The following is a 22,293-nucleotide window of genomic DNA, read 5'->3' on the forward strand; positions in this document are numbered from 1 at the left end:
TTACCTCAGTTTTTTAAAATAAGCAACTGTAAAATACTTTTCAAATCATGAAAAATTCAGCCATAAAATTGTTTTCTTTATTATTTGTTAGTCATTTTACAATGGGTCAAACTAATGTTGAGAATCAAGATCTAGCAATTGCGAACACCAGTACTTTTGGTGATACAATAGCAATCGCTAAGTCAAGTGAAATGCTTAATGAGGATTTATATTGGACAATAGTTGAAAACTCTATAAAACAAACTACAAACCAAGAGGACCAAGAGCTTTTTTTAATTTCAGAAATTGAAAAATTAAGCCCAAAAGAAATGATTGGTTTTCGTTTAAGAACTGACAAACTTCTTTTTGACACTTATAATGAAAATTTATGGTGTGCAGCATATATTATCAATGGTGGTTGTTCTGATGGTGGTTTTGAATATTTTAGATGTTGGTTAATTGCTAAGGGAAAAGATGCATTCTATAAAGTAAAAGATAATCCTGATGCCCTAATTAATTTAGTAACAAAAGGGCAGGAGAACTATGAGTTTGAAGGTTTTTGGTATGTGGCGATGAATGCTTTTAAAAACAAAACCGATAAAGAATTATTCTCTTATATAGATTACGATAGATTTGTTACAAATGATGAAAATTACCCTGTTTTGAAATTTTCATGGAATGTTGATGAACCTAAAACCATGGGAGTAATTTGTCCAATTTTATTTAAAAATCTTTGGAAATAAAATACCAAATACTTACTTTTTCTTAAACTGAATAGGGTTTATGCCTACTACTTTTTTGAATATTCTATTAAAATAAGACAAGCTTTCAAACCCGCATTCATAACAGGTTTCAGTTACATTTTTATCACTTTTTAAAAGTCTTTTTGCTTGTTCAATACGATACTGATTGAGGAATTCTATAAAAGTTAATTGCGTCATTTTTTTGAAATAACGGCAAAAAGCAGCTTTAGATAAATTCGTTTTTTCAGCTATTTCTTCTAATGAAATAGATCTTTGAAAGTTTTCTTCAATAAATTCGTACACAATTTTTAAACGCAATTGCTCCTTATTATTATAAATATTTTCAAAGGGAACATCATGTAAAAGTGTCATTTCTTTTGTGTTTGCAAGCAATTGAAATATGGATAACACTTCTATGAATTGATCAAAATGGGCTAATAAATGTAGCTTCTGTAGTCTTTTACCAACAGTTTTTTTGATTTTTCCATCAAAACAAATTACTCTTTTTGAATTTTCAAAAAACTGATAAATTGAAGCTAACTCAGGAGTTGAAGCTAAATCATTTTTGAAAAAATCTTCTTTGATCTGTAAAACTACTTTCTCATATTCCGTTTTTATTCCATAATCAAAGTTCAAATGTGGAATATTAGAACCTATAAAAACTAAATCACTTCCTTCAAAATTTCCGACATGATTTCCTACACGTCTTGTTCCACTTGGGGCAACGATAAAAGTTAGTTCAAATTCAGGGTGAAAATGCCAATAATAGAAATCGTTCAATTTTGGATTTACTAATATTCGGAATGAGCTTCCTGCTAATCTTTTTATGTCTTCAAAAACTATTTTCATTTTTATTTAAAACTAATAATTGTTCAAAAATATACATAATAACGATTAAAAGTAGTAAATAAATCAATATTGTACAAATAGAAGAGAATTTTGTAGAAATTAATGGCATTCATTTTTTATAATTTTGAATTATTAATAATAACTAAAACTTTAAATAATGGAAAATAAGGAAAAAACAATGACACCAAATATGGTGCCTACTATGACAACTAATAATGCTCATAAAGACATTCCTGGAAATCCTTCAACGGCAAAATCGAGTACTTTAAAATTGAATGATCGTTCTGATGGGAAGCCCTTACGTTTATTAACAGAAGAAGATTGGAAATTTTGGAAAAAGAACGGATATATTGTGATAAAAAATGCTGTTCCAAAGGAGAATGCTAAAAAGATGGCTGACTTTTTATGGGAATTTGAAGAAAAAAATCAAAATGACCCCGAAACTTGGTACGCTCCACCAAGAGCCGAAATGCAAATGAAAGAACTTACTAATAGTGGTATGGTCGAAGTGTACAATCACCAATACCAATGGGATAATCGTCAAATGCAGAAAGTATATGACGCATTTGTTGATATTTGGGGAACCGAGAAATTATGGGTCACTATTGATAGAGCCAACTTAAATTTGCCAATCAGACCTGGTTTTGATTTTAAAGGATTTATTCATTGGGATTATGATCCTGAAACCAAGCCACAAAACGTTCAAGGTGTTCTTGCCTTAGCTGATCAAACGGATGAAAATATGGGAGGTTTTCAATGTATTCCTGATTTATATCGCAATTATGATACCTGGAAATTAACACAACCCGAAGATCGTAACCGTTTTAAACCAGATGTAACAGGATTAGAAGATAAATTTGTAAAAGTAAAAATGGAAGCTGGGGATTTATTAATTTTCAATAGTACACAACCTCATGGGATACGACCTAATATAACAAAGGATAAAGTGAGAATGGCACAATATATTTCTATGATGCCAGCAGAAGAAGATAATGAAGAGCTTAAACAATGGCGTATTAATTCTTGGAAAAATAGGGTAGCACCTGAAGGATATGCTTTTCCGGGAGATCCACGCAAATGGGAGCAAACTAAATATGAAACTGCAGAGTTGACCGATTTAGGTAAAAAATTATTAGGACTTGATAAATGGGAATAAAAAAAGGGATACGAAAAGTATCCCTTTTTTGTGGCTTTATATTAAGTTGTTCTTTATATAATTATAACTAGCAGCTGCAGATTCTATTGGATTAGGAATGTAGTTGCTTTCATGTTCCAAAAAGAAACGTTTCATTCCAGAAAGTTCCGATTGAGCAAAAATAGATTTAAAGTCAATAGTTCCAGTTCCTATCACAGCATTAAATTCATGATTGGCTTTATCCATATCTTTTACATGCCACATTTTAAAACGGCCTGGATGTTCTTTAAATAATTGCAATGGATCATGGCCTGCACGTACTACCCAATATAAATCCATTTCAAAATCAACTAATTTTTTATCAGTTTCATTTAGTAAAATTTCATAACCATTAGTTGCTCCGAATTTAGTAAATTCAAAATCATGATTATGATATGCTAATTTTAAACCAGCGGCCTTGCAAATTTCGGCTGCTTTATTAACTTTTAAGGCTAATTTTTTATAATCATCACTAGTTTTACCTCTTAAGTTCTCTACAACATAAGGAACGGTAATGTATTCACTACCTAATATATTAGCTGCTTCAGTGTAGGACTTAATTACATCTGTATTCCCATTTTCTATATAACCATTAAAATCAAAATGATTACTCGTTGCTTTTAAATCATTGTCACAAAGCATTTTTTTGAAATCCTTAACTGATGTCCCAAAAAAACCTTTTGTGGGAGAAAAACCAAAAGTTTCCACTTCGTTAAATCCTATTTTTCCAACTTGAGCCAATACTCCTTTAACATCTTTTGGAAAAGTATCTCTCAATGTCCATAATTGAATTCCAATCGCTTTCTTTTTTGCAGCAAATGCAAAGGAAGGGGCAATGGCTAATGCACTTAGCGCCAAGCCACTATTTATTAAAAAATCTCTTCTTTTTATCATGAGTTTGTTTTTAGTTTATTAGATATCACAAATTAGAATCGCTTTTCTCAAAGATTCTAATTTGTTAGCATTTTTAGGTATAAATTCTTGACCAATGAATCCCTTGTAACCAGTTGCTGCGATTGCTTTCATAATTGCAACATAATTTAATTCCTGAGTCTCATCAATTTCATGTCGTCCGGGAACGCCAGCAGTATGAAAATGAGCAATATATTGGTGATTATCAGTAATATTCCTTATTACATCACCTTCATCAATTTGCATATGATAGATATCATAAAGTAATTTGAAGTTTTCGGAATTTAAGCGTTTTGCTAATTCTACTCCCCATGCGGTTCTATCACATTGGTAATCATGATGGTCAATTTTACTGTTTAAAAGTTCCATCACTAAGGTTACATTGTGTTTTTCAGCTAAAGGAATTAACTTTTGTAACCCAATTACACAATTTTGCCAACCTTCTTCATCTGTTTTACCTCTTCGGCTTCCACTGAAACAAATCAAATTTTTATAACCTGCTTCTGCCACCAAAGGAATCATTTCGGAATAATTCTTTATCAGAGCTTCATGAAATTGTAAATCATTAAAACCATCTACTAAATTGAGCTCTGCACCATTACACATGGTAGAAACTAGACCATGTTTTTTTAAAACAGGCCAATCTTTGGGACCAACTAAATCAATTCCAGTGATTCCCATTTTTTTAACTTCAATACAAAGTGTTTCAATTTCAAAATCACTAAAACACCAACGTGCAACAGAATGATTTAATTTTCCTTTTAAAGAATCAGATGGCATAGTTGCGTCTTCTTTTTTTGTATTGGCCATTGTAGAAAAACCCGATGGAAATCCTAATACTGCAGTTCCAGCAAGGATTCCTTTTATTACAGATCTTCTATTTATTTGATTACTCATAAAAAATATATATTTAGGCTGCTTCAACTTTATTTTTACTTTTTTCATTGAATAAAGTAGCAAAAAATAAAAATACACCAAAAGCAATTGCAGCAGGAATAATCCAAACCATTTGCCAGTTAATTGCACCATCAATCATTTTGTAATTATCTGTAATCCATCCTGCAACTGCAAAACCAATTAACATACCAACTCCATAAGTAGCAAGAGTTATTAAGCCTTGTGCAGCACTTTTATATTTTTCTCCCGCTTTTGAGTTGGTATAAATTTGTCCAGCCACAAAGAAGAAATCATAACAAATACCATGCAATGCAATCCCAATAATAAGCATAAAGCTCAAGTTATCCCCATTACCATAAGCAAACAAAGCATAACGAATTGCCCAAGCAAGCATTCCTAACAAAATTGTTTTCTTGAATCCGAATCTTGTAAAAAACACTGGAAGCAAAAGCAATAATAAAGTCTCAGACACTTGACCTATAGCCATTTTCCCTGTTGGATTATCAATTCCTGCTGCAGTCAAAAAAGGATGTGCATTTTGATAATAAAACGCCAATGGAATACAGATAAGAATTGAAGAAATAAAGAATACAGCAAAGTTTTTATCTTTTAATAATTTTAAGGCGTCAAACCCTAATAAATCACCAATTTTAATTTTCTCAGTAGAAGCAACTTTTGGAGGTGTTTTTGGTAGCACAAAACTGAAAATACCTAATACTAATGATACTATTCCAGCAAGTAAAAATGTATTTTTTAGCATTCCATTAGAAACCCCCTCTACAGAATCCCAATGAAACAAATAACTAATTGATAAACCTGCTAAGATCCAACCAATTGTTCCCCAAACTCTAATGTTTGAAAATTCTTTTTCAGGATCAGTCATTTGATTAAACGATACTGAATTTACTAGGGCCAATGTTGGCATAAATAGTATCATATATCCTAAAACAAAATAATAAAATACACTAACATCATCCGACATATACATTTGATACATTAAAAATGCACCCACAAGGTGAAGAATTCCTAATATTTTCTCAGCATTAAAATAGCGGTCAGCTATCAATCCGATAATAAACGGTGCTATGATTGCACCCCACGACTGTGTTGAAAAAACTGCAGCTGAATCAGCTCCAGAGGCTTTTAAATTACTTGCTAAAAAGGTTCCTAATGTTACGAACCACGCACCCCAGATAAAAAATTCTAGGAACATCATTATTGATAGTTTTATTCGTATTGTAGTATTCATTTATTATTGGTTAGTTTATATATTTTGTTTTTAGTTTCTTACTCTTTAAATCCATTCCGGATTATAATTCTTTTATTTCAATATTTTTGAACCAGACGTTTTCACCATGATCTTGCAAAGCAATTTTTCCAGTTTTAAATGTTCCAAAATCACTCCAAGCTTTAAATTTACTTCCAGCAACTAATTTTTTCCAGTTGTCATCCCATAACATAGTTTTTACAACAGTCACTCCATTTAATATTAGAGTAAGTTTCCCTTTGTTGCAAATTACTTCAGCTGTATTCCATTCTCCAACAGCTTTTACAGGTTCAATATCATTTTTAATCAAATCATATAAGTTTCCAGCTCTATGCTTGTCAATTTTTCCATCAGGATGACCCTCGTTATCCAAAACCTGCATTTCTAAACCTGTTTCGTATGTATTCTTGTATTTTGCAGGATCTTCATGGATGAAAAATATAATTCCGCTATTTGATTTAGGAGCTACTTTCCAATCTAACTTTAAATGAAAATTAGAATATTCCTTATTCGTAACAAGATCTCCTCCTTGACCATTTTCAGCAGCTGAAGGATCAAAATGTAGAACCCCTTTATCCACTTTCCATGCAGCACCTGCGCTTGTTTTTCCATAAGAATGCCATCCATTTGTTGTTTTACCATCAAACAGGCGAGTGAATTTTTTTTGGGCTTGAGTATTTTGCATAATGAAGATTAAGCCTAGTGATAATACTATTTTCTTTATCATAATGGGATATTTACAAAGTTAGATTGTTCCAACCTTGACGGTATTCTCTTTTTACAAATTGATTCACATCATCAAAATTGGTGATTCTCATGGCATCATTATCCCAAAGTAATTTTACAGAACGTCCTGGATATTTAGTTTTCCCACCTACTTCTTTTTGTACATCATAGCCTCTTATGGCTAAATTTGCCATCAATAAGGCTTCTGTCAATGGACCTGCAATTTCAAAAGGAGAACTTAACTCTTTTTTTCCGTGACCCGCAATTGCTGCTTCAATCCATTGTTTATAATGCCCTTCTGAACCGTCAACAACTCTAGAGTATTTTTGAGCGATATTTAAATTTTCATTTTTGGTTAATGGAAGTAATCTCGGATTTCTACCATATGTATCGCACATCATTTTTCCTTTAGTCCCAACAAATAAAGTACCATTTCCACCATCTCCAAAAATTTCATTTGGTTCTAATTCTAATGGTCTTTCAGGTTGAATACCTCCATCCATCCAATGCAAAGTAACGTCTCCATTGGTTTTATTGGTTTTAGGAAATGTTAATGTAACATGACTTGATGGAGGACAACTTTCTGGAAAATAACCTCTTTTAAACTCATCTACATATACTGATCCAACACTACATTGAACGTCTTTGGCGTATTTTAAATTTAAAACACTAAATGGAGCTTCAATTAAATGACAGCCCATATCACCCAAAGCTCCAGTTCCATAATCCCACCATCCTCTCCAGTTGAAAGGAACTAGTTTATCTACATAATTTTTTTGAGGAGCAGTACCCAACCATAAATCCCAATCTAATTCTTTTGGAATCTCAGTTTTACTAGTAGGCCAGGGGATACCTTGAGGCCAAACAGGACGGTCAGTCCAAGCATAAACAGTATGGACGTCTCCAATCAAATCTGCGTCATACCACTCTTTCATTATACGAGTACCATCATTTGAAGCACCTTGATTTCCCATTTGAGTAACTACATTGTATTTCGCTGCAGCTTGAGTTAGAATTCTAGCTTCATAGATATCATGAGTTAACGGTTTTTGAACATAGACATGCTTTCCTAACTGCATTGCTGCAAGGGTTTGAATAGCATGGTTATGATCTGGTGTTGCTACTGAAACAGCATCAAAATTTTTGTGTTCTTTATCAAACATTTCTCTCCAGTCTTTATAATATTTGGCTTTTGGAAATGCATTAACTGTTTTTGCTGCCCTTCTGTCATCAACATCACAAAGAAAAGAAATTGAAGCTTTACCACTTTTATCAAACATCGCGATATCTGACTGTCCTTTACCGCCTACACCAATGCTTGCAATTAATAAGCGATCACTAGGAGCAATAAATCCTCTTCCTAAAACATGTCTAGGAACAATCATAAATGCCGCTGTGGCTAAAGCACTGGTTTTTATAAAATCACGTCGATTATTTATGATTTTACTTTCTTCAATTTTTTTAACTTTTTCTTTTTTCATGCTTATCGAAAGATTTTAATTATTGATTGAATAAATGAGAAATTTAAAGCCCTAATATTTTTCTGTTAAATTCTTGACTACTATTTACTGAAGCAAAATCATCAAAGGCCTTATCAGTAACCTTAATTATATTATTTTTTATAAACTCAGCACCTTCACGAGCACCATCTTCTTGATTTTTTATACAGCATTCCCATTCCATTACAGCCCAACCTTTAAAATCATATTGAGAAAGTTTGCTGAAAATAGTTTTAAAATCAACTTGACCATCTCCCGGAGAACGATAACGCCCTGCACGGTTGGCCCAACTTTGATATCCACCAAATGTTCCTTGCTTCCCAGTTGGATTAAATTCGGCATCTTTTACATGAAATGCTTTTATTCTTTCATGATAAAAATCAATGTACTGGATATAGTCTAATTGTTGGAGTACAAAATGAGAAGGATCATATAAAATACATGCTCTTGAATGGTTGTTGACCGCCTTCAAGAACATTTCGTAGGTTTCTCCATCAAATAAATCTTCACCAGGATGTATCTCATAACAAAGATCCACACCATTTTGATCAAATTCATTTAAAATAGGCAACCAACGTTTTGCTAATTCAGCAAATCCTTCTTCAACTAAACCTGCTGGTCTTTGTGGCCAAGGGTGAAAATATTGCCAAAGCAAAGAACCACTAAAAGTGGCATGTGCATTTAAACCTAAATTTTGAGATGCTTTTGCAGCATATTTTAATTGCTGCACTGCCCATTCTTGTCTTGCTTTTGGTTTTCCATGCACATTTGCTGGAGCAAATGCATCAAATAAATCATCATAAGCAGGGTGAACAGCAACAAGTTGCCCTTGTAAATGTGTAGATAATTCGGTTATTTCTAAACCGTAGGAAGCAATTTTCCCTGTTAGTTCATCTGTATATATTTTGCTTTCGGCAGCTTTTTGTAGATCAATAAACCGAGTATCTAACGTAGGCATTTGGATACCTTTAAAACCTAAATCTGCAGCCCATTTACAAATTCCGTCTAAAGAATTAAAAGGGGCTTCATCACTAATAAACTGTGCTAAAAATACTGCTGGACCTTGTATTGTTGTCATTTTTTATTCTTTTTGTCTACTTAGATTTTATAATATATAAGGCGACCATTTTTTATCTGAATTAGCAGATGCTACTACACTATCAATAAATGCCATTCCTCGCAATCCATCTTCAATAGAAGGAAAATCTAACATTTCTGGGGTAGGTTCTATACCGTCTAATTTGCAGCCTAATGTTAAGGCAAAATTGCGATAGATATTGGCAAATGCTTCCAAATATCCTTCTGGATGTCCTCCTGGTGTTCGGCAATTATGAGTCGCAAATGATGATAGATGACCATAATTAGAACCCGCTCTTAAAATTTGAGTAGGTTCATCAAGCCATTTTACAATCAAAGTATTCGGATCATGTTGCAACCATTCGATTCCGCCTTTTTCACCATAGACTCTAATTTTTAAAGCATTTTCTTCACCAGCAGCTACTTGAGAAGCCATTAAAACTCCTTTAGCTCCATTATCAAATTTCAACATTACAGCTCCGTCATCATCCATTACACGTCCTTCGACAAGTGTATTTAATTCAGCGCAGATGTCTGTAATCTTAGCTCCAGTGATGTATTCTGCTAAATGTGCAGCATGTGTGCCAATATCTCCCATTACAGAACTTTTTCCTGCTTTTTTTGGATCTGTTCGCCAAGCAGCTTGTGCATTTCCTTCTCTTTCGGATAATTTACTTAACCACCCTTGAGGATATTCTACCCAAACTTTTCTAATTTTTCCTAGTTTGCCTTCTTTAAGCATTGCCTTAGCTTGCTTTACCATTGGATACCCTGAGTAGGTATGTGTCAAGCATAGAATTAATCCGGTTTCTTCCAATTTTTGTTCCAATAGCTTTGCTTCTTCCAAAGAAAAAGTAATTGGTTTTTCGATTACAACATTAAAACCATAATCTAAGGCCATCATTGCAGGAGCAAAATGAGCAAAATTAGGAGTAACAATAGTAACAAAATCCATGCGCTCACCAACTGGTAAGTTGGCTTCCGCTTTGATCATTTCTTCATAAGAAGTATAGGTTCTGGATTCAGGAAGGAATAGCGCTTTACCAGAAGCAATTGCTGTTTCGGGTGTTATGCTTAATGCTCCACAACTTAATTCAATAAGACCGTCCATATTGGCTGCTAAGCGGTGTATTGCACCTATAAAAGCATCTTGACCACCGCCAATCATACCCATTTTTAATTTTCTATTCATCATTTATAATCCTAAATATTTCCTTTATTTAATTCTTTAACTGCATAATCGCAAGCACGTGCTGTTAATGCCATAAATGTTAATGATGGATTTTGACATGCAATAGAAGGCATACAAGAACCATCTGTTACAAATACATTACTTACTTCATGCATTTGATTCCATTTGTTTAAAACGGATGTTTTAGGGTCATTACCCATTCTAGCAGTTCCCATTTCATGTATTGCCATTCCTGGGTAACAATCATTATCATAAGTTTGAACATTTTTAATTCCTGAAGCTTCAAGCATTTCTGCAGCATCATTCATCATGTCAATTCTCATTTTTTTCTCGTTCTCTTTGTATTCACAATCAATAGCTAAAACAGGTTGGCCCCATTTGTCTTTTTTATCATGATTGATATATACTTTGTTTTCGTAGTAAGGTAACATTTCTCCAAAACCACCTAATCCCATATTCCATGTATTCGCAGGAAGACTTAATTTGTCTTTAAAATCACCACCAAATGATAATTCAGCAACCTCTTCATGCCAAGGGTTTCTACTAGCACCACCTTGATAACCAAAACCTCTTAAATAATCTCTTTTATCATTACCTACATTTTGATATCTAGGTACATAAACACCATTGGCTCTACGTCCATAAGTGTATTTATCCTCAAAACCTTCGGCAGTTCCTGAAGCTCCACAACGAAAATGGTGATCCATTAAGTTGTGACCTAATTGTCCACTAGCATTTCCTAAACCTTCTGGATGTGCTTCTGAAGTAGAATTTAATAAGATAAAAGTAGAACCTAATGTAGAACCGTTTACAAAAACAATTTTAGCATAAAACTCCATTGTCTCATTAGTTTCTGCATCAATAACCATTACTCCTTTTGCTTTTTTAGTGTCTTTATCATAAATAATATGATTTACAATAGAGTAAGGTCTAACCGTTAATCTGTTAGTAGCCATCGCTGCAGGTAGAGTAGAGGACTGTGTGCTAAAGTAAGCACCAAAAGGACATCCACGACTACATAAATTTCTATATTGACAGCTTCCACGTCCATTATGAGGAACAGTTAAATTAGCAGTACGTCCAATAGTTAAGATTCTAGTTCTATTGTAATGTTTTTCCATTCTCTCTTTAACGGACTTCTCCACACAATTTAAATCCATTGGAGGTAAAAAATGCCCATCAGGTAGTAAAGGCCAATTTTCATTTTGACCACTTATCCCTGCAAATTTCTCTGCATAATCGTACCATGGAGAAATATCTTTATAACGAATAGGCCAGTCATTACCATGACCATCTTTTGCATTATCTTCAAAATTGTGATCACTAAAACGGTAGCTTTGACGTCCCCACATTAAAGATTTTCCACCAACGTGAAACCCTCTATACCAATCAAATCTTTTGTCTTCAGTATATGGGCATTCTAAATCATTAACCCACCATTTTTCATTCGCTTCCTGGTATGGATAATCTCTAATTTGTACTGGATGTGTTCTTTTTTCTTCTTCTGTATGTTTTCCCGCATGCTTAAACTCCCATGGGTTTTTCATTGCAGAATCGTAATCTTTGATGTGTTCGATGTTCATTCCGCGTTCTAACATCAAAACTCTTAATCCTTTTTCGGTTAGTTCTTTTGCAGCCCAACCACCGCTTATACCTGAACCTACAACAATTGCGTCATAAGTATTCTCTTCTTTTAAATTTGTATTTATATTCATTCCAGCGCTATTAAATTTGATTAATGTGAAGATTATTTTTTTAAAAAGTACTATTTTGTATCCTCCATATAATGGATACGAAATTTATTTTTGAAAGGTTTACTATGTTGCCCAAGCTTTTTGCCCAGGTTTGTATTCAGCACTTCCATCATATCTTCCAGGAACAGCCAAATATTCACGTGCTTGAGTACACCCAATTTCTGATGAAAAATATCCTAAAATGGTTAAATCTCTAGCGATAATAAAAAAGCTTGGTTTATTAATATCAACTAATGACTCTTTACTTGTTTCTTCAACAATTTTAGTACGGTCTTCTATTGATAGCGATTTAAAGTCTTTATTAAATTGACTCATGCATTTATCTTGCATTTCTTTCATACCTGTTGCAAAAGTTTGTTGCAAATCGGCTGGATAACAATCATTAATCATCATAGGAATAAACGCACCCAAACCTGCTGCTTTCGCTCCAGGCGAAGCTTTAGTTGTTGGTATCAATAAGTCAGCGAATTCAGATAGAAAATCTTCATCTGTTGCTGAAAAAGAGAATTTTTTGTTGTCATTTTCAGGAATAACAAAATCCTTAATTAAAATCCCCACTGTTGTAGCAGAGATGACACCTCCAAGTACAAGTGCCAAGTTTTTTATTGCTTTACGTCTATCCATTTGCTGATTTTTTAATAGTAATTAGTATTGTTGATTATCATGAGTTTATCAAAGCTATACAATAATAAAGAAAAAAAAAGAAGCATCATTTTTTTTATGTTAAAATATTAAAGAATTAAAGTATTTTCAAAATAATTGTTTAAACACTGAAAAATAGCTATTAAATAGCAAATGAAATTGATTTATGTAGCAGTAAATGCATTATTATTAAACAAATGACATCTTCGAAAACGATATAATATCCAATTTATAGCTATTTATGACTGTTTTTCAAATCGAAAAAGGTCTGTTTTTGGATTTTCATGGATTTCATTGCGTTAAAATGACATTTAAACTAAATTATTAATAAGTAAAATCTTCCTGTTTTTTTACTAATAGGAATATACGGAAAAATAGGGTTAATTTAGTTAGATAAAAAAGATTTTTTTTGAAAAAAACAACAACAAAATAATAGATAATTAAACAGATTGTAGTAGCTAAAGGTTAACATTATTCCTTTTCAAATAGTCCAATAGTACCACCAACCCAATTCTTATCTTTATTGAATTTTACGCCAATCATTTCTCCACGACTTAATCGAACCAAATTGCAAAGTAGAGTAGGTGCAACATCATTTTTTTTCCAGGTGCAAAGAACACGGACTTCTGCCTTTACTTTTCCCTCTGGTGATTGAACTATGGGCATGTAATTTACTTTTTTCTGAAGTATATAAAGTTCTTTTTCGACCACAGCTTCAATATCTTCTTTTTTCACATGAAAAATCACTCCAGATCCAGAAAAAGAGAATAATGGTTTTAAAACATAATTTTCTAAATCCTCTGGTATTTCAGTTAATTCACTTAAGAGTGTAGTCTCTATAAAGTATTTCCCTTTTAACAAAGGCAAGATAAACTTACTTATTCTAAAAAACCAATTGGGATGTCCAGCCCATTCCACATCAAGATCATCTGAAAAATGAAAATTTAATTTTAAATCCGTGCGCAAATCCAATTCATCAAAAATCACTCGATTGTAAATTCTTCTTACAAGAATCTCATTACCTTCTTTATTTTTATAAAAAAGTTGCTTTCCTTTTTTAATCAGTTCCGTAACGCAAACTATAGGTATACCTAAATCTCTTTTGCAATAATAAAAGTCGATTTTAGTGTTTTGCTTTTCAGGTTCAATTTCAAGCAGAATAACATTTTCTTTAGGGTAATTATTACAAATTACTTCTTCGAGATTTTGCATGTATTCTTCTTCAGTAATTCCAGTAATAAATGGAGTTAGTTCATTTATAAATGGATAGTGTTTCTTAAATTTATTAAATAAATTAACTTGATAATTAAATAAAGATGGGAATCCTTGTACTTCTATCAATTTAGGAATAATCATGCCATCTTCTTCACAAATTCCGAAATCAATCGCTAAAAAAGTCGTGTGATTATCTTCATTTGGAACTTTATGATTTAGTTCTAATGATTTATTAGTTAGCTTTTTAAAGCGTTTACTCTGAATTAAAGCTATAACTTCATTCGAGCCTTCGATTAATTGTTTTTTTAAATTTTTAGATATAAAAAAAGGAGTTTCTCCTAATCGAAAAGTAGGTTCGTAATCAAAATCAGAGGCAATATCATCTTTAAATTCCTGATATTTTTTATCTGTAAATTGTTCATTAAATAATTTTCGATACTTTGGAATCATAAGATTTGGGGTGATTAATTAGACATGATTTTTTTTGTTTTTATCAAGTCGTTTATTGCAGTTCGAAGAAAATTTGGAATCAAGGTTTCGTTTGTTCTGTATATTTTATCGTCATCCATTAGGTCTTCAAGCATATTTCTAAACTTTCTTTTCCCTTTCATATTTCTAATTTTATCCTTCGCTTCTTTATTTCTTAAGTGGGAAACAAAACTAATAGGATCGGCCTCTGGATGGAATTGTGTTCCTACAAAATAATCTGTAAAACGTACTGCCATTATAGCACGTTCATATTGAACATGATCTCTAATTTTTTCTAATGAAATTATCTTTGCTCCATTTTTCTTAAATACACTTAGCTTTGGCTGAACTACTTGATAATCTCTAGAATCAATTGCATAAAAAGGATCGCTTAACCCTTGAAAAAGTGGATCTAAAAGCCCCTCTTTTGTTTTATGAATCGTCATTACGCCAAATGAAGTATCATTCCTTTTTGTTATTTCGGCCAAACCAAAATGTTTACAAGCCATTTGGAAAGAATGACAAATAAATAAAACATGCTTTTTTACTTCATTTTCGGTATTCCACTTGGTTAAAGCATCAATGAATTCATAGTATTTCGTATCCCAAGTTCCATCACCAATTAACGGATTTCCCGGACCGCCAGTAGAAATATAAATATCAAAAAGGTTGATTTCAGGTATTTCACATTTTCCCCTTACATCAAATATTTTAAAGTCTACAATAGGATTAAATCTACTAATAACATCAATAATACAACGCATGCCTTGATTGGGCTCACCATTATACATGTCTAAAAGTGCTATTGTTATCTTTTTCTTGCTCATTTTTAAATCTTTATAAATAATCCGCAAAGTTAATCTATTATTTTATAATCCTTTTGTGAATTCTCCAGTTATAAAATCAACCACTTTTGTCAAGTCATTTGTTTTTTCGAAAACGGCCAACTGTTTTGCGGCGCCAGTTCCATTTTTTAAAATTTCATGAACATAATTAATGTGATCACGACTTCCTAATTCATCAACTACATCGTCAACAAATTCAAGTAATTCTAAAATTAGCATTCTTGTTTCAACTTCTTTTTGAAGTCCAAAATCAATCATATGTCCTTCAATTCCATAGCGAGCAGCACGAAATTTATTTTCTTTTATTAGCGCTAATCTATAAATATTAAAGCTCATGTTATGTAAGTTTAATTTATACAATTTAGCAACAACAGCTTGAATTACAGATACTATACACATCGTCTCCTCAACTGTTAAACTCATATCACAAATACGAAATTCAATGGTATCATAGAAAGGATGCAAGCGTAAATCCCACCAAATTTTCTTTGGATTATCAATACAATTTGTTTTTACTAAAGTCTCCAAAAAGTTATCATAAGAGGCAACCGAATCAAAATATTCTGGTAAACCGGTTCGTGGAAATTTATCAAAAACTTTTGTTCGAAACGATTTGTACCCTGTTTGTCGACCTTCCCAAAAAGGGGAATTGGTTGATAGCGCAAAAATATGCGGAAGAAAATAGCAAGCTTGATTCATTAATTGCAATCCAATCTCTCTATTTTCGATACCTACATGACAATGCATTCCAAAGATTAAATTGGATCGAGCAGCATCTTGTAATTCATTTACAATCGTGTGATAACGGGGATCATCTGTAATGGGTTGGTCTTGCCATTTAGAAAAAGGATGGGTTCCAGCACCACCAACAATCAAATTTTGCTTATCAGCTAATTCAACAATTTTAGTTCTTAAAAACTTAATCTCTTTCTCCGCTTCATCAACATTTTTGCAAATATTAGTCCCTACTTCCACAACAGATTGATGCATTTCTGCTTTTACCTGTTCATTTAGTATAATTTTAGCTCCATCAACAATTTTTGATAGATGGGAGCGTAAGTCTCTTGTTTCGGGATCTATAATTTGATATTCTTCTTCAACACCAAGTGTAAAAACAGGTAATTTTTTCATTTCTATTTTTTTAGGAGCATTTTCCAGCTATTCGATACAATCCATCTCGTGAAAAACGAGATGGGATTTTCTCTTCTATCTGGGCTAGGGAATTGGATTTAATGACATACTATTTTATTGCAACAGCTTCTTTCATAAAAGTTCCCCAAGTCAAATTCATTTTTCCTGGCTTTTGTTTTTTTGCGGCAGCAATAGCCATTTTTGCTGATTCTTCTACCACCCATTCAAAATTTTCAGCACCAACTGATGTTAGTTCTGCATCAGGAGCTGGGTTACCAAAATCAATTGCATAAGGAATTCCATCACGTACAGCAAATTCAACCGTATTAAAATCATAACCTAATCCTTTACAAAGTCTTAATGTATAATCTTTTATGGTTGCTAGAAGTTTTTTATCTACTGGTGGACCATCAATTACATAACGCAAATGATGCGGATTTCTAGGTTCATATTGCATAATGCGTACTGCTTTGCAGCCTAAGCAATAGACTCTAAAATATTCAGTAAAAACAATTTCTTCTTGAAGCATCATTACGAGTTGTCCTGTTTCCTGATGTTTCTCCCAAAATTCTTCTTTATTTTCTAATCGATACACATTTTTCCAGCCACCTCCAGCATACGGTTTCATATAAGCAGGGAATTTTATGTAATCAAAAATAGCTTCCCAGTTCATAGGGTATTTCAAATTTCTAAATGATTTACCTGTTGTATCTGTAGGATGTTCTGCCGAAGGAAGGAGTACTGTATTAGGTAAAGGTACACCAAGAGTATCGGCTAATGAATTATTGAAAAATTTATCATCTGCGCTCCACCAGAATGGATTATTAATCACATTTGTTCCAGTTAAAGCAGCGTTTTTTAGATACGCTCTATAAAAAGGAACATCTTGTGAAATTCGGTCTATTATTACTGCGTATTCACCGTCTTTATTTTGAACGACCATATCTATACCAACCGCTTCAGCTATAATATCTTTTTCGTTTTTTGAATTAACTCTGTCAATAAATGCTTGAGGAAAGGTATCTTCCATTCCAAATAAAATTCCGATTTTTTTCATTTTGATATATTTTTTCTTGATTAGTTAATTTAGTAGTAGGACTAATAAAATTTTATTCTTGATAAATAATGTGGAAACATTTCTTTCCAAACTGGCCAATCATGCTGTCTATCTGGGCGAACATCCAGCCAATGATGCACATTTCTATCACTAAGTACTTTACTTAATTTTAGATTAGCATCATAACAGATATCCCAATTTGAAGTCCCTAAAACAATATCCATGTTCCATAATTCATAATCTTCTAGACCGTACAAGTAATCTAAAGGACTATTGTAAAATACATCGTCATTATGAAATCCGTCCATAAAACTTTTAATGTCAAAAGCGCCACTCATAGAAAATAAATGACTTACATATCCTGGATGTCTAAAAGCAAAATTTGCTGCATGATAACCACCAAAACTGCAACCAGCTACTACCACTTTACCTGATAGAGTGTTGTTTTTTACTTTTTCCACAATTTCATGACAAATCATTTTGTCATACCAAACATGATTTTCTATGCGATGCACTGGGTGAATTTGTTTATTGTAAAAACTGTCTTTATCAATACTATCCGGACAATAAATTTGAATTAATCCCTGTTCAATAAACCATTTTGCCGATTCGATGAGTCCCATATCTTTGTTCTCATGAAAACTTCCCATAGATGTTGGAAATAAAATCACGGGATAGCCCGAATGACCAAAAACTAACATTTCAATCTCTCTATTTAGGTTTGGAGAATACCATTTGAAATATTCCTCTTTCATAACTTTGTTTTAACAATTATAATGAAAAAAATCGTACAATCCACTCAAATAAAGTGTCAAATTTTAATTTTATTATAAAAAACAGAACGAATAATGAAAACAAAGAATCCAATAGCAACAGACTCCTAAAAGCTGTTTTTTTTAAATAATATGTAATTAATAAATCTATAGTGAATTTATTAACTAGAACTATATTGGGTTAGTTTTGCCTTTTAAGGTTGTTCAAATAATTGTATTTGACTCTTTAATCTTTCCACAAGCATTCCCATCATTCTTTTATTGAGACTTGACGAATTCTTTATGTAGATTAAATATTCCTCTATTGTAAACAACCCAATAACCATCCCTTTTAAGGCATTACGATATTTGATATCTTTTTGAATAGCATTTTCTATTTGTGCTAATTTCTTCTCTGTTGACTGGGAATAGAAATCATTTTTATATTTAGTGATATAATTCTTAAAAGAAGCGATGAATAAATCATTTTGTAATTTCAAAATAGGGCGTAGTACCTGATTTTGAAACACTTCGTCAGAAGAGGAGCTTAAACCCACTGTTCCTATTGTTTCTCCTCGTAATTCCTTTAAAAAAATTGCTCTTTCGTTCATCTTTTTTTCTTTAAAATTAAATAAAAATAAGCATGGAAATGTTACTTTAGCATTATTAAATAAAAAACATGCGATTTCATACCAGAAAATGGGTAAAACCCGAAGACTTAAATCCAAATGGAACATTATTTGGAGGTCAATTATTAGCTTGGATTGATGAAGAATTAGCTTTATACACCATCATACAACTAGAAAACTCAAGAGTAGTTACAAAACATATGTCTGAAATCAATTTTAGAAGTTCAGCAAAACAAGGAGATATTATTGAAATTGGGATTGACGTGGTGAAATTTGGACATACATCACTTACCTTAAAATGTGAAGCTAGAAATATGATGACTCGGGAGACAATCATTTCAATAGATAATACTACAATGGTCAATTTAGGCAGTGATGGAAAACCAGCTGCTCACGGTAAAAAAGAGATTGAATTTGTAAAAGATCGTCTTTAATCTTCTTTAACTGGAAAAACGATTTAAAATTTCCATGGCTTTATGTATGTCCTTTTGGTCGACAAATATATGGTCATGATAAAATGCGGCAACAACATTGCAACTAATGCCATCTTGTGCGAGTGCGTTTGAAAAAGCAGCTGTTAATCCTACCGCTTCTAAGGACGAGTGGATTGTCAAGGTAATCCAAGAAGCAATAAATGAATAGTTTAATTTTAATCGATCAGCGAGCTCTTTTTTTATAATTACGGTGGTTCCTTCTTGCTCTTTGAATATTAAAATTATTTCTTCTAGGTTAATTTTTTTTAGATCATCAGTGATACAAAATACATAGTCCCCAATATTATGTTGGGGTTTCATGCTTTTTAGTAATGTTTCTAAATTTTTTTCTCCTGCCATTTTATTTTTTTCTAAAGTAGTGTAATAAACCATAAGCTGATACTAATGTCCAAGACCCTTCTAAAATAATAAAAGGTAAATAATGCAACAATAACGAAGCAAAACAAGCAATCCCTGCACCTATGAAATTCAAAGAAAGATAAATTATGCTTTCTTTTTTTATAGTGTCATTTAGATTTAAAAAGAAAGCGATTAATAGAATTGTTACTCCAATAAATCCAACCCAATCTGTGGTAGTCATAGTATTTTTTTTTAGCTAAGCGATTTCCTTTTATCTGTTTCTAAGAGGGAGTATTCAAAATTATCGGACCATCCTGTTTTTAATGGTAAAACTTGTCGTCCACGTCCTTCTCGTATCATTCCTGCTTTTTTCCTGCTCATGTGCTGAAATTAGAGGAAAGTCGCAACTATTTATTAATCTTATTATCCAAATTAAATTCAGACAATTCTAAATCAAAAAATTTAACTGAAGAGAATATATGATCAAAAATATCCGACATTGCATATTCATAGCTTTCCCATCTTTTATCACTTGAAAAAACATAAATTTCTATGGGCACTCCTTGTGCTGTGGATTGCAATTGACGACACATTAAAAGCATCTCTTGATTCAACGCAGGATGGTTGCGTAAATACTGTGTTATGTATTTTCTAAATAGTCCTAAATTGGTCAAGTTTCTACCATTTATTATAGTTGATTTATCAATAGAATTAGTAGCATTGAAGCTATCAATATCTCTTTTTTGGGTGTCAATATAATCACTGATAAGTGCAATACTTTTTAAATCATTTAGTTCGTCATCACCTAGAAAACGAATGCTACTTGCTTTTATAAGAATATGCCTCTTAATACGCCTTCCATCTGAATTTAGCATCCCACGCCAGTTCTGGAAAGAGTCGGAACTTAAACTATATGTAGGGATAGTTGTGGTAGTATTATCAAAATTTCGAACTTTTACAGTAGTTAAATTAATTTCGATTACATCTCCATCGGCTCCAAATTTATCCATCGTAATCCAATCTCCTATCCGAATCATATCGTTTATAGATACTTGAACACTAGCAACAAATCCCAAAATAATATCCCGAAAAATCAAAATAATTAAAGCGGAAACAGCTCCCAAAGTGGTAAATAATTCCGAGATTTTAAAATCAAATAATTTTGATATGATTACGGTAATACCAACCATCCAAAGTACAATCATAATAACCTGAATGAAACTATCAATAGGTTTATCGCTGTATCTAGGCTTCAGTTTTAAATAATCTCTTAAAGCATTAAAAATGGTTCGTATAATCCATAAAATCAGAAATACGATATAAATTCCAACTAGTTTTCCAAAAACACTTTCCCAATATTCATATTTATCAAGAATAATTGGAACTGATTTATAGATAAACAATAACGGAATTAAATGCGCTATGTATTTAGCTGTTTTATTAGATACTAATAAATCGTCAAATTGGGTTTTCGTTTTTTGAGCAATAAAAATCATAATGGTTACTAAAACCAACCTGAAAACCACATAAATACTATATGCCAAAAAGCATAATAACGCTATATTAAAAATTAAACTTATGTACGATGCAAATGTATAGTTCATGCCCCATTTTCGAAAAATAGGGTAGAGTAATTGAAATATTTTTTCTATAAATTTATACATTTTCCAAGTATTTCTTTTCTACATAAAAAGTACCAAAAGGAATTAAAGAAGCAATTAATATAATGATAAAAGTTTTTAAATCCCATTTTTGAGACTTTTTTAATAAAATTGCCAATAAAACATATCCAATAAATAGGATTCCATGACTCATTCCTATTGGATATAAAAGCGTATGATACAGTTCAAAATGGTTCGGCTTGATAAAAAGCATATTAGAAAATAAAGTCAAATAGGATATCCCTTCTAGAATGGCTGTAATCTTAAAAATCTTGAACATTTAAATAATTTTAATTTATATCAGGCAAAATTAAGTAATAACATCGATTTACACCCTAATCAATCACAAAGTAATTTACTTTTGTATTCTTAAACTTTGATAATGAGTAAACGTGATTTAAAAAAATACCTAAACTAATTAAATAAAGAACAACTCGAAGAGCAAATTATCGAGTTGTACGAAAAGTTCTCTCCTGTAAAAGTCTATTATAATTTTGTTTTTAACCCCAAAGAAGATACCCTCTTGCAGGAATGTAAACTCAAAATTTCCAATGAATACTTCACTGTAAAAACTTCTGGAAGGGGTAAGAAGCCAAAAATGAGGCGTTCAGTAGCTCAAAAATACATCAAACACTTTATTATTCTAGGTGTTGATCCCTACGTGATTGCCGATGTAATGCTTTATAATATTGAAATTGCGCAAGCATTTTCAGCAGAACATCTCATAAAACAAGAATTATTCTTCAAAAGTATGCTTAATTCGTATGAACAAGCAGTGGTATTTTTGATTGCTAATGGTATACTAGCCGATTTTATGGGAAGAATTAAAGCTATTCATAATGAAACCGTAGCCCAACGATGGAAAAACCAAGCCGAATTTAACGCAATAGTAGAGCGTTTTGAATACTAATACACCTTATAATTAAACATCCTATTATATTTTAAAGAATATTTGACGAAAAAACTGTTTTTTAGGTGTATTTTTGCAAAA

25 protein-coding genes are annotated in these 22,293 nt (G+C 32.1%); 4 read left to right on the forward strand and 21 right to left on the reverse strand.

Annotated features, from left to right (window positions below; genetic code table 11):
* Positions 1 to 47: 47 nt before the first annotated feature.
* Entirely contained in the window at positions 48 to 722 is a 675-nt protein-coding gene (locus AB3G36_RS11935) for a DUF4240 domain-containing protein (RefSeq protein ID WP_367753035.1), read from the forward strand.
* A 12-nt stretch (positions 723 to 734) separates the two neighbouring features.
* Here AB3G36_RS11935 and AB3G36_RS11940 read toward each other — a convergent pair whose 3' ends face one another.
* Positions 735 to 1,571, reverse strand: a complete 837-nt coding sequence (locus tag AB3G36_RS11940) for an AraC family transcriptional regulator (protein ID WP_367753037.1) — start codon at positions 1,569 to 1,571, stop codon at positions 735 to 737.
* Positions 1,572 to 1,728: 157 nt separating this feature from the next.
* On the opposite strand from AB3G36_RS11940, the gene AB3G36_RS11945 reads away from it, so the two are divergent.
* Entirely contained in the window at positions 1,729 to 2,727 is a 999-nt protein-coding gene (locus AB3G36_RS11945; RefSeq protein WP_367753039.1) for a phytanoyl-CoA dioxygenase family protein, read from the forward strand.
* Positions 2,728 to 2,763: 36 nt separating this feature from the next.
* On the opposite strand, the gene AB3G36_RS11950 is transcribed toward AB3G36_RS11945, so the two are convergent.
* The 15 genes from AB3G36_RS11950 to AB3G36_RS12020 all read right to left on the reverse strand — a co-directional run bounded on the left by AB3G36_RS11950 (position 2,764) and on the right by AB3G36_RS12020 (position 18,790).
* A complete protein-coding gene (locus tag AB3G36_RS11950; RefSeq protein ID WP_367753040.1) occupies positions 2,764 to 3,639 on the reverse strand; it encodes a sugar phosphate isomerase/epimerase family protein in 876 nt (291 codons plus the stop codon).
* Between the two features lie 18 nt (positions 3,640 to 3,657).
* Positions 3,658 to 4,554, reverse strand: a complete 897-nt coding sequence (locus AB3G36_RS11955; protein WP_367753042.1) for a hydroxypyruvate isomerase family protein — start codon at positions 4,552 to 4,554, stop codon at positions 3,658 to 3,660.
* A gap of 13 nt (positions 4,555 to 4,567) precedes the next feature.
* On the reverse strand, positions 4,568 to 5,803 hold the full coding sequence (locus tag AB3G36_RS11960; protein WP_367753044.1) for an MFS transporter: 1,236 nt from the start codon (positions 5,801 to 5,803) through the stop codon (positions 4,568 to 4,570).
* Positions 5,804 to 5,864: 61 nt separating this feature from the next.
* Entirely contained in the window at positions 5,865 to 6,548 is a 684-nt protein-coding gene (locus tag AB3G36_RS11965; RefSeq protein WP_367753046.1) for a DUF1080 domain-containing protein, read from the reverse strand.
* A 10-nt stretch (positions 6,549 to 6,558) separates the two neighbouring features.
* The gene (locus tag AB3G36_RS11970; RefSeq protein ID WP_367753048.1) at positions 6,559 to 8,028 is read right to left on the reverse strand and encodes a Gfo/Idh/MocA family protein; all 1,470 of its coding nucleotides are present in this window, start codon (positions 8,026 to 8,028) and stop codon (positions 6,559 to 6,561) included.
* Between the two features lie 43 nt (positions 8,029 to 8,071).
* Entirely contained in the window at positions 8,072 to 9,124 is a 1,053-nt protein-coding gene (locus tag AB3G36_RS11975; protein WP_367753049.1) for a sugar phosphate isomerase/epimerase family protein, read from the reverse strand.
* 27 nt (positions 9,125 to 9,151) lie between these two features.
* Complete coding sequence (locus AB3G36_RS11980; RefSeq protein WP_367753051.1) at positions 9,152 to 10,318, reverse strand: Gfo/Idh/MocA family protein; 1,167 nt, start codon at positions 10,316 to 10,318, stop codon at positions 9,152 to 9,154.
* An 8-nt stretch (positions 10,319 to 10,326) separates the two neighbouring features.
* Positions 10,327 to 12,030 (reverse strand): GMC oxidoreductase, encoded by a 1,704-nt coding sequence (locus AB3G36_RS11985; RefSeq protein WP_367753053.1) that lies wholly within the window; start codon positions 12,028 to 12,030, stop codon positions 10,327 to 10,329.
* Between the two features lie 102 nt (positions 12,031 to 12,132).
* Positions 12,133 to 12,693, reverse strand: coding sequence for a gluconate 2-dehydrogenase subunit 3 family protein (locus AB3G36_RS11990; RefSeq protein WP_367753055.1), 561 nt, complete (start codon positions 12,691 to 12,693; stop codon positions 12,133 to 12,135).
* Positions 12,694 to 13,182: 489 nt separating this feature from the next.
* A complete protein-coding gene (locus tag AB3G36_RS11995; protein ID WP_367753057.1) occupies positions 13,183 to 14,376 on the reverse strand; it encodes a hypothetical protein in 1,194 nt (397 codons plus the stop codon).
* A gap of 14 nt (positions 14,377 to 14,390) precedes the next feature.
* On the reverse strand, positions 14,391 to 15,221 hold the full coding sequence (locus AB3G36_RS12000; RefSeq protein ID WP_367753059.1) for a type 1 glutamine amidotransferase: 831 nt from the start codon (positions 15,219 to 15,221) through the stop codon (positions 14,391 to 14,393).
* Between the two features lie 42 nt (positions 15,222 to 15,263).
* Positions 15,264 to 16,370 carry a carboxylate-amine ligase gene (locus tag AB3G36_RS12005; protein ID WP_367753061.1) on the reverse strand — a complete coding sequence of 369 codons (1,107 nt, stop codon included), beginning with the start codon at positions 16,368 to 16,370 and terminating at the stop codon, positions 15,264 to 15,266.
* A gap of 109 nt (positions 16,371 to 16,479) precedes the next feature.
* Positions 16,480 to 17,427 carry a RimK family alpha-L-glutamate ligase gene (locus AB3G36_RS12010; RefSeq protein WP_367753063.1) on the reverse strand — a complete coding sequence of 316 codons (948 nt, stop codon included), beginning with the start codon at positions 17,425 to 17,427 and terminating at the stop codon, positions 16,480 to 16,482.
* Between the two features lie 41 nt (positions 17,428 to 17,468).
* Positions 17,469 to 18,182: an esterase family protein gene (locus AB3G36_RS12015; RefSeq protein WP_367753064.1), complete on the reverse strand. Its 714-nt coding sequence runs from the start codon at positions 18,180 to 18,182 to the stop codon at positions 17,469 to 17,471.
* Positions 18,183 to 18,394: 212 nt separating this feature from the next.
* A complete protein-coding gene (locus AB3G36_RS12020) occupies positions 18,395 to 18,790 on the reverse strand; it encodes a glyoxalase (protein WP_367753066.1) in 396 nt (131 codons plus the stop codon).
* A gap of 68 nt (positions 18,791 to 18,858) precedes the next feature.
* Between AB3G36_RS12020 and AB3G36_RS12025 the strand changes: the two genes are divergently transcribed.
* Positions 18,859 to 19,242 carry an acyl-CoA thioesterase gene (locus tag AB3G36_RS12025; RefSeq protein ID WP_367753068.1) on the forward strand — a complete coding sequence of 128 codons (384 nt, stop codon included), beginning with the start codon at positions 18,859 to 18,861 and terminating at the stop codon, positions 19,240 to 19,242.
* 6 nt (positions 19,243 to 19,248) lie between these two features.
* Here AB3G36_RS12025 and AB3G36_RS12030 read toward each other — a convergent pair whose 3' ends face one another.
* The 5 genes from AB3G36_RS12030 to AB3G36_RS12050 are packed head-to-tail and all read right to left on the reverse strand — an operon-like array spanning position 19,249 to position 21,582.
* Positions 19,249 to 19,641, reverse strand: coding sequence for an ACT domain-containing protein (locus AB3G36_RS12030; RefSeq protein ID WP_367753070.1), 393 nt, complete (start codon positions 19,639 to 19,641; stop codon positions 19,249 to 19,251).
* A 1-nt stretch (position 19,642) separates the two neighbouring features.
* On the reverse strand, positions 19,643 to 19,882 hold the full coding sequence (locus AB3G36_RS12035; protein WP_367753071.1) for a hypothetical protein: 240 nt from the start codon (positions 19,880 to 19,882) through the stop codon (positions 19,643 to 19,645).
* Positions 19,883 to 19,893: 11 nt separating this feature from the next.
* Positions 19,894 to 20,022 carry a hypothetical protein gene (locus AB3G36_RS12040; protein WP_367753072.1) on the reverse strand — a complete coding sequence of 43 codons (129 nt, stop codon included), beginning with the start codon at positions 20,020 to 20,022 and terminating at the stop codon, positions 19,894 to 19,896.
* 26 nt (positions 20,023 to 20,048) lie between these two features.
* On the reverse strand, positions 20,049 to 21,305 hold the full coding sequence (locus tag AB3G36_RS12045) for a mechanosensitive ion channel family protein (RefSeq protein ID WP_367753074.1): 1,257 nt from the start codon (positions 21,303 to 21,305) through the stop codon (positions 20,049 to 20,051).
* The gene (locus AB3G36_RS12050) at positions 21,298 to 21,582 is read right to left on the reverse strand and encodes a DUF3817 domain-containing protein (protein WP_367753075.1); all 285 of its coding nucleotides are present in this window, start codon (positions 21,580 to 21,582) and stop codon (positions 21,298 to 21,300) included. Before AB3G36_RS12050 ends, AB3G36_RS12045 begins: the two co-directional genes overlap by 8 nt.
* Before the next feature lie 174 nt (positions 21,583 to 21,756).
* Here AB3G36_RS12050 and AB3G36_RS12055 point away from each other — a divergent pair, with 174 nt between their 5' ends.
* On the forward strand, positions 21,757 to 22,212 hold the full coding sequence (locus AB3G36_RS12055; RefSeq protein ID WP_367753076.1) for a DUF6155 family protein: 456 nt from the start codon (positions 21,757 to 21,759) through the stop codon (positions 22,210 to 22,212).
* Positions 22,213 to 22,293: the final 81 nt, after the last annotated feature.

Source organism: Flavobacterium sp. WC2430 (genome assembly GCF_040822075.1).
Classification (GTDB): Bacteria; Bacteroidota; Bacteroidia; order Flavobacteriales; family Flavobacteriaceae; genus Flavobacterium.

Bases quoted from the DNA above. Each gene is read 5' to 3' on its own strand.
- AB3G36_RS11935 (WP_367753035.1), top strand. From the start codon at position 48: ATGAAAAATTCAGCCATAAAATTGTTTTCTTTATTATTTGTTAGTCAT.
- AB3G36_RS11940 (WP_367753037.1), bottom strand. From the start codon at position 1,571: ATGAAAATAGTTTTTGAAGACATAAAAAGATTAGCAGGAAGCTCATTC.
- AB3G36_RS11945 (WP_367753039.1), top strand. From the start codon at position 1,729: ATGGAAAATAAGGAAAAAACAATGACACCAAATATGGTGCCTACTATG.
- AB3G36_RS11950 (WP_367753040.1), bottom strand. From the start codon at position 3,639: ATGATAAAAAGAAGAGATTTTTTAATAAATAGTGGCTTGGCGCTAAGT.
- AB3G36_RS11955 (WP_367753042.1), bottom strand. From the start codon at position 4,554: ATGAGTAATCAAATAAATAGAAGATCTGTAATAAAAGGAATCCTTGCT.
- AB3G36_RS11960 (WP_367753044.1), bottom strand. From the start codon at position 5,803: ATGAATACTACAATACGAATAAAACTATCAATAATGATGTTCCTAGAA.
- AB3G36_RS11965 (WP_367753046.1), bottom strand. From the start codon at position 6,548: ATGATAAAGAAAATAGTATTATCACTAGGCTTAATCTTCATTATGCAA.
- AB3G36_RS11970 (WP_367753048.1), bottom strand. From the start codon at position 8,028: ATGAAAAAAGAAAAAGTTAAAAAAATTGAAGAAAGTAAAATCATAAAT.
- AB3G36_RS11975 (WP_367753049.1), bottom strand. From the start codon at position 9,124: ATGACAACAATACAAGGTCCAGCAGTATTTTTAGCACAGTTTATTAGT.
- AB3G36_RS11980 (WP_367753051.1), bottom strand. From the start codon at position 10,318: ATGATGAATAGAAAATTAAAAATGGGTATGATTGGCGGTGGTCAAGAT.
- AB3G36_RS11985 (WP_367753053.1), bottom strand. From the start codon at position 12,030: ATGAATATAAATACAAATTTAAAAGAAGAGAATACTTATGACGCAATT.
- AB3G36_RS11990 (WP_367753055.1), bottom strand. From the start codon at position 12,693: ATGGATAGACGTAAAGCAATAAAAAACTTGGCACTTGTACTTGGAGGT.
- AB3G36_RS11995 (WP_367753057.1), bottom strand. From the start codon at position 14,376: ATGATTCCAAAGTATCGAAAATTATTTAATGAACAATTTACAGATAAA.
- AB3G36_RS12000 (WP_367753059.1), bottom strand. From the start codon at position 15,221: ATGAGCAAGAAAAAGATAACAATAGCACTTTTAGACATGTATAATGGT.
- AB3G36_RS12005 (WP_367753061.1), bottom strand. From the start codon at position 16,370: ATGAAAAAATTACCTGTTTTTACACTTGGTGTTGAAGAAGAATATCAA.
- AB3G36_RS12010 (WP_367753063.1), bottom strand. From the start codon at position 17,427: ATGAAAAAAATCGGAATTTTATTTGGAATGGAAGATACCTTTCCTCAA.
- AB3G36_RS12015 (WP_367753064.1), bottom strand. From the start codon at position 18,182: ATGAAAGAGGAATATTTCAAATGGTATTCTCCAAACCTAAATAGAGAG.
- AB3G36_RS12020 (WP_367753066.1), bottom strand. From the start codon at position 18,790: ATGAACGAAAGAGCAATTTTTTTAAAGGAATTACGAGGAGAAACAATA.
- AB3G36_RS12025 (WP_367753068.1), top strand. From the start codon at position 18,859: ATGCGATTTCATACCAGAAAATGGGTAAAACCCGAAGACTTAAATCCA.
- AB3G36_RS12030 (WP_367753070.1), bottom strand. From the start codon at position 19,641: ATGGCAGGAGAAAAAAATTTAGAAACATTACTAAAAAGCATGAAACCC.
- AB3G36_RS12035 (WP_367753071.1), bottom strand. From the start codon at position 19,882: ATGACTACCACAGATTGGGTTGGATTTATTGGAGTAACAATTCTATTA.
- AB3G36_RS12040 (WP_367753072.1), bottom strand. From the start codon at position 20,022: ATGAGCAGGAAAAAAGCAGGAATGATACGAGAAGGACGTGGACGACAA.
- AB3G36_RS12045 (WP_367753074.1), bottom strand. From the start codon at position 21,305: ATGTATAAATTTATAGAAAAAATATTTCAATTACTCTACCCTATTTTT.
- AB3G36_RS12050 (WP_367753075.1), bottom strand. From the start codon at position 21,582: ATGTTCAAGATTTTTAAGATTACAGCCATTCTAGAAGGGATATCCTAT.